The organism is Candidatus Manganitrophaceae bacterium, assembly GCA_012960925.1.
Lineage (GTDB): Bacteria > Nitrospirota > Nitrospiria > SBBL01 > JAADHI01 > DUAG01.
This window is the reverse complement of record DUAG01000070.1, coordinates 1-10124: the sequence shown is the minus strand read 5'-3', so window position 1 is coordinate 10124 and position 10124 is coordinate 1. Positions and strand designations below refer to the sequence as shown.

12 protein-coding genes are annotated in these 10124 nt (G+C 48.8%); 5 read left to right on the top strand and 7 right to left on the bottom strand.

Annotated elements, in window-relative coordinates; genetic code table 11:
* Positions 1 to 174 precede the first annotated feature (174 nt).
* The 6 genes from EYQ01_10140 to EYQ01_10115 all read right to left on the bottom strand — a co-directional run bounded on the left by EYQ01_10140 (position 175) and on the right by EYQ01_10115 (position 4194).
* Positions 175 to 2442, bottom strand: coding sequence for a hypothetical protein (locus tag EYQ01_10140; GenBank protein ID HIE66143.1), 2268 nt, complete (start codon positions 2440 to 2442; stop codon positions 175 to 177).
* Between the two features lie 251 nt (positions 2443 to 2693).
* Positions 2694 to 3113, bottom strand: coding sequence for a hypothetical protein (locus EYQ01_10135; GenBank protein HIE66142.1), 420 nt, complete (start codon positions 3111 to 3113; stop codon positions 2694 to 2696).
* Positions 3110 to 3337 (bottom strand): AbrB/MazE/SpoVT family DNA-binding domain-containing protein, encoded by a 228-nt coding sequence (locus EYQ01_10130; GenBank protein HIE66141.1) that lies wholly within the window; start codon positions 3335 to 3337, stop codon positions 3110 to 3112. The genes EYQ01_10135 and EYQ01_10130 overlap by 4 nt, the downstream gene beginning before the upstream one ends.
* A gap of 28 nt (positions 3338 to 3365) precedes the next feature.
* Positions 3366 to 3551: a hypothetical protein gene (locus EYQ01_10125; protein HIE66140.1), complete on the bottom strand. Its 186-nt coding sequence runs from the start codon at positions 3549 to 3551 to the stop codon at positions 3366 to 3368.
* Positions 3548 to 3952, bottom strand: a complete 405-nt coding sequence (locus EYQ01_10120; protein ID HIE66139.1) for a type II toxin-antitoxin system VapC family toxin — start codon at positions 3950 to 3952, stop codon at positions 3548 to 3550. The genes EYQ01_10125 and EYQ01_10120 overlap by 4 nt, the downstream gene beginning before the upstream one ends.
* Positions 3949 to 4194, bottom strand: a complete 246-nt coding sequence (locus EYQ01_10115; protein ID HIE66138.1) for a hypothetical protein — start codon at positions 4192 to 4194, stop codon at positions 3949 to 3951. The genes EYQ01_10120 and EYQ01_10115 overlap by 4 nt, the downstream gene beginning before the upstream one ends.
* A 411-nt stretch (positions 4195 to 4605) precedes the next feature.
* On the opposite strand from EYQ01_10115, the gene EYQ01_10110 reads away from it, so the two are divergent.
* Together EYQ01_10110 and EYQ01_10105 are read left to right on the top strand one after the other, a co-directional pair.
* A complete protein-coding gene (locus EYQ01_10110; protein HIE66137.1) occupies positions 4606 to 5169 on the top strand; it encodes a hypothetical protein in 564 nt (187 codons plus the stop codon).
* A 156-nt stretch (positions 5170 to 5325) separates the two neighbouring features.
* A complete protein-coding gene (locus EYQ01_10105; protein HIE66136.1) occupies positions 5326 to 5787 on the top strand; it encodes a hypothetical protein in 462 nt (153 codons plus the stop codon).
* A 487-nt stretch (positions 5788 to 6274) separates the two neighbouring features.
* Here EYQ01_10105 and EYQ01_10100 read toward each other — a convergent pair whose 3' ends face one another.
* Positions 6275 to 6544, bottom strand: a complete 270-nt coding sequence (locus tag EYQ01_10100; protein ID HIE66135.1) for a hypothetical protein — start codon at positions 6542 to 6544, stop codon at positions 6275 to 6277.
* A gap of 149 nt (positions 6545 to 6693) precedes the next feature.
* On the opposite strand from EYQ01_10100, the gene EYQ01_10095 reads away from it, so the two are divergent.
* From EYQ01_10095 to EYQ01_10085, 3 genes are all read left to right on the top strand, one after another.
* Complete coding sequence (locus tag EYQ01_10095; protein HIE66134.1) at positions 6694 to 7020, top strand: transposase; 327 nt, start codon at positions 6694 to 6696, stop codon at positions 7018 to 7020.
* The gene (locus EYQ01_10090) at positions 7020 to 7940 is read left to right on the top strand and encodes an IS3 family transposase (GenBank protein ID HIE66133.1); all 921 of its coding nucleotides are present in this window, start codon (positions 7020 to 7022) and stop codon (positions 7938 to 7940) included. The genes EYQ01_10095 and EYQ01_10090 overlap by 1 nt, the downstream gene beginning before the upstream one ends.
* A gap of 487 nt (positions 7941 to 8427) precedes the next feature.
* A partial coding sequence (locus EYQ01_10085; protein ID HIE66132.1) for an LEPR-XLL domain-containing protein occupies positions 8428 to 10124 on the top strand: 1697 nt, incomplete at its 3' end.

The following is a 10124-nucleotide window of genomic DNA, read 5'->3' as shown; positions in this document are numbered from 1 at the left end:
GAAAACTAGACTTCAATGAAATCTTGACCGTAATACCAGATGCAACTAAATCTAACCCAAGTGCTGCAGTATTCGACGGCCCCCCGCTGCACTCTTCGACTGGCGTTTATAAGTTTTTCTTATTCACACTTTGATAATGCGAAGGGATATCTGAGGTGAGTCATTAATCACTATTCAAAGCCCGTTGACCAAGCGGTAAAACTCTCGCAGGTTCAGTGGGTCGATCTGAATAAACCGGGTGTCTCCGTCAAACTGAACTTCTTCTTCAGAATTATTCCAGGGACCCTCGACTTCATCCGCCCACTGAAGATTGCAGGTTGATTCCCAACTGATCCTGACTTGAGTCTCGAGGAAAGTGATCAGAACAGAACCGCAGTCTACCGGTTGAGGAGTTCCTGCGAGGCGAAAGTATTTCTGGTTCTCTTCCGGAGGGATGATCGCCAGATGCATACCGTTTTCAGTTAAAGTTTCAACCTCGGCATCGACATAAGGCCCTTCTACGAAATCAGCCCAATGGAGAAGACAATTGGTTTCCCAGGCTAAGGTGAGAGAACCATCATCGCCGGAAGAAATGTTTAAAAGACCGCAATCCCCTCCGGGCCCAATTCCATCCTGTAAGTCGCCGGGGACAAACCGACCTAAAAGCTCGCCGGCGATTGGGGCACTTTCATTTTCAGGAGGGTCATCCCCGGGAGCCTTCCAAGTGACAGCCAGATGGTCCTGCCCATCGACTTCTTTCATGATGGCTTCAACATAATACCGTGCTCCCGTTTCCAATGGAATCGGGGTGGATCGGTTTTCCGGAAAATCTGAATTCCGGGTTTCACTTTCCAGCCATTCTCGAGAGTTACTTCCTGAGGGTTCGTAGGCAATCAGGATCGAATTGGCGGGGTTTTCGTTGAAACTCAAATATAGTTCTGAAGGGCCATCCCCGCTGACATAGAACTCATAGCGTCCGGACACTTCAGGAACGATGAACCCGGACAAGATCACTCCATAGTTGTCTCCGGCATTGATGGGAGTTTCAAATAAATCGACTGACAAACCAAAGCCGTCATCGCCTGAAGGAAGCGGCAGATTTCCCCGTCCCCGTGGTTGAGGATAAAATGAATCCAATAAGTCTCCCTCGACATTCGGATAAACAGATCTCAGTAGACTACCTGAAACGAATTTCAAGGATATGAAAGTGACCTCACCTTCAAAGATGTTAGCGGCCAGTGAGAGATCCTTGAGATTGGCAATGACTAGAACATACTCGGTATTCTCTTCCTGCTTGGACGTGATCAACCGAACAACAGCTGGATCTCCAGGAGCAAGACCGGCCCCGAGGACATCCAGCCCATCGATCGAATAATTGTTTCTGTTTTCCGCACTCGATGCAGCCAGTGCTTCGTTGAACACAAGAGTAACCGATTCAAAATCAGAACTGGATTCCACACTCAAAAGTTCAGGAGCGGTAAGGTCCTCGATGACTGTAAGATTGACAGGATCCGATCGCACTTTACCGGTTGGATTACTGATCTCGACAACAATCGAGCTGCCATCATCTGCCAATGACGCTGGAAATTGGAATACAGACTCGCCCTCTTCCGAAAACCCCGAAAAAGCGATCTCGTCATTTTTCAACCAGGTTACAACGATCGGAGGGTCACCCTGAAACGTAACCTTGAATTCCGCTAATCGGCTTTCCTCGATGGTTAGCGCTTGAGGGGGCTCAAGGATCATCAGTTCCTGGCCGGAGGAGGGGGCGTCCGCTGATTGAAAAACGATGATCGTTTCATTGATTTCGTTGCCGGCTGCCGAAGCATCCTTTACTCCGTTGATCGATAGGGAATAATCGTTCCCTGGAATTTGTATAGAGGTTGAAAGAGTCACAATACTCGCGTCAGCCTCGTCCTGGACCGCTGATTCGATCTCAAGATTTTCGATCGAATAATTGGCAATATTCTCAGCGGACTCCTGATCCAAAGCCTCACTGAAAACCAGGACAACCGATCGAAGGTCTTCCTGTCCCGTAATTTCCAGGATTTCCGGGAGTGATTCATCAGGAATCACCGTGAGAAAGACAGGCTCTGTAATTTCGGATAATTCGCTGCTTACATTGAAAACAATGCTGGCACCATTGTCCTCAATGAGTGCTGGAAACGAAAATTGGAGGGACTCAGATTCAACATTGAATGCAATATCCGCAAAGGCCCCATTCTTAATCAAAATGACCGTGAAAGAAGGGTGGTTCTCTTGAAAGGTGACAACAAAAACCGCCTCTTCCCCCTCATTGACAATCGTCGAAACAGGCGGTTCCGTTATCAACCCGGGAGCTTCTCCCTTGACCGTGCCGGGCAATCCGGCCAAAACCCATAAACCAAGTAAAGTCCCGAGTTTAAAGGCGTAATTCTTTAACTTCATCATATGTTCAACGGATTGAGTTGAGAAAAGAAGCATACCATGTGCCGTAAAATCCTACAGCAAATTACTTATTCAACAGGCTACCCTGTTCATCGGTAGAGCCCGCTGTCCCAGCGCACCGTAAATGGAAATGCTGCTGGATATAAATGAATATAAAATTAGAATAATATAATAATAACAAACAGCCGGTAATTACCGAAAGATGTAAATCTTCCCATTTTGTAGAATTTGTAGAACACATCGATTCCTGAATCTGGCCGCGCCGAGGCCGGACAATGTATGCATCTCTATTTACCCAGCGCCTTCAGAACTCCCTCCCGAATCATCTCGTCGGCGAGCATCCTGGGGGAAACGATCTTCACACCTTCAATCGTTTTTCCGTAGTAAATCCCGAAATCCCGCTTGTCGCCGGTTAGAAGGTGCGTGCAGCGATTCGCAACTGCACCACCGAGGATCGGTTTGTCCTTATCTCGGATTTCAGTGCAGACTGAAGCGATTCTGTTCAAAATCAGGACCCTTTTTTTAAGCAGGTTAAGGGACGCTGAAAATTGTGGCTTCTTGGAATCCAGATTCCGTTCCGTTTCCCTGAGAGCATGAATGTTGGAGATTGGCTCTGCATGTGCAGCAACCCGTTCAAGCAGAATGGCAATACGGCTTCCTTCAATGCATGCTGAAAACAAGATGTTTGCATCCAGGAAGATCTTCATTCCAAGCCGTAACCCTCAAGTTCTTCCTCATTGCTCCGGTGAAATTCCTCAAGCCGTTCTTTGCTGTAAATCTCAAGAGGAAAAGTCTCCCCCGCTCTTAGAATAATCCCTTCTTCTCCTTCATCCGCGATGATCTCTCCTTTGCCAGTTACTCCCAGTTTTTTCCTGAGTGCCTTAGGCAGGGTAAGGGTTCCTCTTTCGTTAATTTTGATGACCAGACTCATGAATAAACTATTTCATAAATTCAGTAATTCATATCATCAAACAGCCAATAAGTAGCGGAAGATGTAAATCTTCCTGAAGCTGGGTGCCGAGGTCGGACTTCACGTAATTCGACCCTCCTTCAATCCACAGTCCACGCTCCCCGTTCTTTTCTTCCCCGTCTTCGTGATCTTCAGGCCGCAAAGCGGCCGGGTGTTTCAAATCAAAACTGGTCACCGTTCCCTGAGCCTTACATCCTTAAACTTCCTGAAATCCTTATCAAACGTAGCCACCGGATATCCGGTCTCCACTGAAAGCGTCCCAAGATAACAGTCCATATAGTCGCAATTCGTCTTCCTGAAACGCCCCAAAGCGTCCAGGATTCTCTCATTCTCTGAGCATCTTATTCCCGCCATTCCAATCACATTGCTCAACTTTTCCGCGATGTCCTTCCGCTCCACCTTATAGAGCGAAGACAACACCCATACCGCTTCGGCAATTACCAATTCCGACAACACCAAGGTGCATTTGCTGTCGTGAGCTTCCTGAAAAAGAGCCCTCGCTTCTGGTGACAATGTAGAATGATCCCCCAATAGAAACCGAATGAGAACATTCGTGTCCAACAGGTATTTAGTCATTTGGAATACCTTTTAACTCTTGAGCGGCAGGCGGCTTTCCGTTCTTCCTCCTTCGTCCCCGCCGGGACCTCACTCGACAAAGACCCATAAAGATCCGGAAGGATATCGGTCTGTGGCTTAATGAGCACTCCGTCCCCGGTCAATTCGTAGATGATCTTCTGCCTTGGCTTCAGATTCAAAGCCTTCCTTACCTCTGTCGGAATCGTTGTCTGCCAACGGACCGTTAATGTTGATCTTACCATAATTCACCTTTGATTACATTGTATTATACTTTGCATTGTATGATAAGTAGCGGAAGATGTAAATCTTCCGATATATGTAGAAAATCTCTGAAAAATACTGATCTGGTAAGGCTCGCTGTCCCAGCGCGCCGCTTGACACTGCCCTTCCCTCCATTTCCATGCCTGTTCACGGCCCTTCGATGTTTGGCGCTGTAGCGTGCGCTGTCCCCAGCGCATTCTCAGAGGAATTCAGCAGTCCTTTCGGCTGAGGACAGCGGTCGCGCCGCTGGTAAACAAATCGCTCCCCTCCTTTCCTTCCCCGTCTTCGTGATCTTCAGGCCGCAAAGCGACCGGGTGTTTCAAACAAATTCGAATTGACGTTTCTGGAATATATTATAATATCAACATGATTTAATCATTACATCATATTATATGATAATAACAATATGCAATGGAAAGGGAGGAGCAGGCAAAACAACCCTCACGGTTTTACTTGCCTGTGCGTTTACCGATGCGGGACGAAATGTCGCGGTTCTAGACCGGGATCCCCAGGCTACGGCATCGAGATGGATTCAAGAAAGCACCGGTATCAAATTGGCACAGGAAGGTGAATCCTACGACATTCTGCTGATCGACACTCCACCGCGTCTGGATTCCCCGCTGTTGGTGGAAAGCCTTCAACGATCCGACAAGGCGGTCCTGATCAGTTCCCCCTCTCCGGCCGATCTGTGGACCAGTCAGGATACCGCCAAGATTATTAAGCAGCACCTTCCAAATCCGGAGAAAGTGAGGCTTTTATTCAATCAGGTGCAGAAAAACACCCTCCTGGGCAGAGGGCTCGAAAGCATGGCCGAACAAATCGGCGTTCCTCGCTTTGAAAACCATTTATCGAGAAAACAAGCCTACCAGCACGCCGCCCTTCTAGGCTGGAACGCTCTCAACACCGAAACCCGCCAGGAAATCTTCAAAGTAGCTCTAGAAATCGCAACACTATAATATTATATCATAATAACAAACAACCAATAAGTAGCGGAAGATGTAAATCTTCTGAATGGGAGGGAAGAACACTAGGTAGGGCTCGCTGTCCCAGCGCGCCGCAATCAGATCACTTTCAAACTTGATCATATAATAACAACATAATATAATAATACTATGGCTAAGTCGAATAAAGATCTTCTGAATCAGCTCAAATCCTCACTTTCCAAAGCCGGATCTGAATCAAAAACGGAAACTCCTTCGCCTGTTCTCCCGGTGACTCCTCCCGCTACAGTTAAACCGGTTGTCGCTGCTCCGAAAGCAGTCAATCCGACAAATACAGCAAAAACACAGAATAAACCGAAGAAAGCCCCCGAACCTGAAAACCGTAACGAAGCTCCCTCAAAACTAAAATCCATCAAAACCCAAGCAAAGAAGGACAAATCCACCGTAGTTTCCATCACACTCTACCCTAAGGATCTGGACCATATCGACCAGATCATCGACTACTTGCGCGATAACCAACGTCGCATCACCCGTTCTGAAGCCATAAAACTCGCCCTGCGCGGTGTCTCCCTCAACCGTCAAATGCTGGACATTTACCCAAAAATCCAGGAAGAAGACGGACGCAGAAAGTAATATAATATCTATATATGATACTAATATTATAATATAAATCAAGTAGCGGAAGATGTAAATCTTCCGAATATCCAGCGTATTGTCCTGAAGCTGGCCGGCTGCTGTAGCGTGAGCTGTCCCCAGCGCATTTTGTGTAGCGTCGGCTGTCTCAGCCCAAAAAGACCGGCTGAAGAAGAATTCGTAAGAATTCCAAAGTTGAAACGCCAGTCCTGGTAAGAATCCTCCCCGACCTTTCTTCCCCGTCTTCGTGTTCTTCAGGCTGCGCAGCTGCCGGGTGTTTAGAATCTCCTCTTGGCCTCCATCACCGACCACAACTTTTTAATGGGAAAAACCCCTGAAAATACTAAGAAAACCCCAAAAAACGGAAAGAATTTGAATTATACGCTTTAATCATGCCAAAAAGTGAGTAGCCTCCGAAAAGTTATTCACAATTCAGATCACATTGAATTTGACTTTAGAGATGAATCATGTATGACAGGCACTTGGTTTATGCGGAATTCTTAAGGAAAACCGCATAGTTTCCGGAAAGTATCACCCACACTTCAACTGTGGTATTTTTGGTATACTGCTCGGTGCCAAGTTTTCGGAAATCCCCGAGGCTGAAATCCGCAGCTTTGATGGGCAGAAGGCATAAGGTCCCGACGATCCCCTGAAGCCCGGGGCGCTGAACCGGGACCTTTGCATGGAGCATACGCATGTAATTTTCCAGGACCGGCCTCAGCGCGGCCAGCTTCAGGAATCGCGCACTGCCCAACATCAGGTTGTGAAAAACCCCGAGGTTAAAACTCGAAAACCTTTGTTTTCGCTCACACCTACAAGGATAGGCCTGCAACTCGCCACGTGAGCGCCCCATGCCGCTGGTGTCACGTCTGGCTGCACCCCCCGTTATGATGTGTCCTGGGAAAACTGGACACGGGATTCTCTAAGAGAGAGGATCCAGAAATGAGAAGACGACAATTCACGGCCGAGTTCAAGAAGGAGGCGGCCGGCATGCTGATTATTGAAGCACAGACGGCCAAGGAGGTGTCAAACCAACTGGGGGTAGCCGAGAATCTTCTGTATCGATGGAAGAAGGCCCACCTGACGGAATTGGAAGCCGGTAAACCTGAAGGAACTCCGAGTCCCACAGAGATGGCCCGGGAGATCACGGAATTGCGCAAGCAGCTTGCCAAGTCACATCGGATGAACGAGATACTAAAAAAAACGGTGGGCTACTTCAGCAAGGACGACTGATGCAGTATCAATTCATCAGGGAGAACAGCTGTCAGTTCAAAGTGGACGAAATGTGTGAATGCTTCAGCCTGAGTCGCAGCGGTTACTACGATTGGAAAGAACGCGAACCCAGTAACCGAGCGACCGAAGACACCACACACAAGGCCCGGATTGCTGAACTCCACCACCAGGCTCGAGGGCGTTACGGCCATCGACCGAGCTACCATCATCTATTAGAAGAAGGGAGAGACTGTGGGCGGGATCGAACGCTGCGACTGATGAAGGAAATGGGAATCGAAGGGATACAGAAAACGGGCTTCAAGCCAATGGGAACCGATAGCAGCCATGAATTCGGCTATTGTCCAAATCTTCTCGAAGACGAGGATAGGCCGGAACGATGCGACCAGGTATGGGTTTCGGATACGACCTACTTGAAGGTAGAGGCCGGTTGGTGCTACCTGGCAACGGTGATGGACCTATTCAGTAGGCGGATAATCGGATGGAGCATTTCAGATCATAATGATTCGGCTTTAGTCTGCCAGGCGTTGCGAGGGGCCGTCTTAACCCGAGGTGGCAAAATCGATCCGGATCTGATCCATCATAGTGATCGAGGCAGCACGTATGCAGGGCACGAGTATGGCCGCTTGCTTGGATCGCTGAGAATCAAGCAAAGCATGAGCCGGAAAGGAAATTGCTACGACAATGCCGCGATGGAGTCATTTTACGGTCGTTACAAAAGTTCGTCGGTGCGAGGGGTAACCTTCATGGGGGAAGATCAAGCCCGAGCCAACGCCTTCGAGTACATAGAAATCTTCTATAACCGATTTCGAAAACATGCATCATTGGGGTATGAAAACCCCGTGGAATTTGAGGGGAAATTTTCACCCCCCATGGGGGGTGAACCACCGGCAAGCCTGCAGGCTTGCACGAATAACAACTAAACTATAACCTAACGAAATAAGAGAATTTCGTGTCCGCCAAACTCAGGGCACATCAACCCATTTCGCTATTTATCATGCAAAAATCATCCTTGTTTAGCTTGATTCGGAACAGCCGCCAACCCATCCTGATTCAAGGAATCTTCACCTCATACCTTATCTAACTGTGAACGGTTACTCTATAGGGGGACTTCCCTATAGAGTAACTTCCCTATAGGGGGGCTTCCCTATAGAGTAACTTCCCTATAGGGGGACTTCCTATGGAAATTCGGGTATGTATAGTACTGTATGCGGCGCGCGAAGCGCGAAGCGCGAAGCGCGCCACAACATGCTCGAAAAAAAATTCCTATTAGTTAGTTATTTTTTCATTGACACAACATGCTCGAAAAACAACTAAACTATAAACCTAACGAAATAAGAGAATTTCGTGTCCGCCAAACTCAGGGCACATCAAACTTGATGCGTAAGAGTAAGTAACTAGCTAAGTATAGTGGAAATTAACGGAACAGAGAAGCGACTCGAACTCGAAGCGCTCGAGCCTAGACTTCTGTTATCAGCGGATGGGTTTGATACCTCTGTACTGTCTCCACAGGATTCCGACCCCTCCATTGCTGACTCCACTCTTGAATCCATCTTTCAGGAAGATGCCCAGGACGCTGTAGCACAGCAATTGGAAGTGGAACTCGAATACGATGCTTTCAACCAGGTCGAAGATATCTTCGATGGACTGGACGGCGAAGATCTGAACACCGATAACGCCACTCCCATCTCCGCTCCGCTCCCAGTGAATCAGCCCGATCAGGATTCCGACGCCGGTAACTCTGATCCGGCCCAGACCGAAGATTCCGATCCACTGGAACCGACCTTCTCCAATGACTTTACTCCGGTGATTGAAGACCCCGAAAGTCCTGATGCGCTCGACGCAGAGGATGAGGACTCCATCACCGATCAGATGGTAGAAACCCTGAACGTAGCCAACGCTCCTCCCGCTGAAAATACCGCTTTTGACGGACTTTCCTCGGAAAGTCTGCTTTTTCCTACATTAACTGATGGAAGTGCCCAAAGCACAGGCTCTTCCTTTGCCTCTTCCTCTCTCCCTGATTTTGCCTCCTACGACCCCACTACCAATACACTTTCCCTTAATTTAGACGGTTCTGCCAACCTCAGTTTCTACGATGGAACCCTCCGCATCGGCAATGACTCGATCGAAGGAATCAATTCCCTGAATGATCTGATCATCACCCAATCCGATCCGAAAGACTCACTCGACATCTCCGGTGACATCACCCTCTCCGGGCGACTCGTCATCGACGCAGGCGACGTCAAACTGAAAGAAGCCGACATCTCCGCCGGTGAAGGAATTTTTGTTACCAGCTCCACCGACACCATCCTCACTTCCTCCTACCTCGATTCCGATGCCGGAGAAATCCAACTCCTCGGTAACCGCGTCGGTCTCACCGATGATACCTCAATCGATACCTCCGGAGAATACGGCGGTGGAACAATCCTGATCGGCGGAGACTACCAGGGCAGCAACCCCGACATCCAAAACGCCGAATACACCTATGTGGGACAGGATGTCTCAATCAATGCCGACGCCATTCTCGATGGCGACGGAGGCACAGTGATTGTTTGGTCGGAAGAGCTTACCCGGTTTTATGGATCTATAACTGCTCAAGGTGGTGTCCGCTACGGTGATGGCGGGTTCGCCGAGGTGTCAGGAAAGGCGACCCTAGGCTTTTTGGGCGATATTGATTTGAGCGCTCCTCAAGGATCTGTTGGGACATTGCTACTCGACCCGACCGATGTTACAATCTCGATAACCTCGCCGACGGATACCTACCCAAACATTGCTGACGATACAGGTTCCGCAACCGTCATTGAGACAGGAGACGGTCCAAGCGGTGGGACGACCGCCGTAACCATTGATCCGTCGACGTTCCCCGTTGCTAACATCGAAATCCACGCCACAAACACCATCACGGTAGCTGCGAACGGTGGGTTTGACATCTCCAGCGGCGGAAACACCCTGTTTTTAGATGCTGGCACGAATATCTCCATTCTTGCAAATATTACGGCTGCTACGATCACTCTGACGGCGGGCGGGTCGATCAACGGGACGGGTCTGGTGACGGCGGCGACGATCGATCTGAACGCGGTGAGCGGGATCGGCAATACGACGGCGCT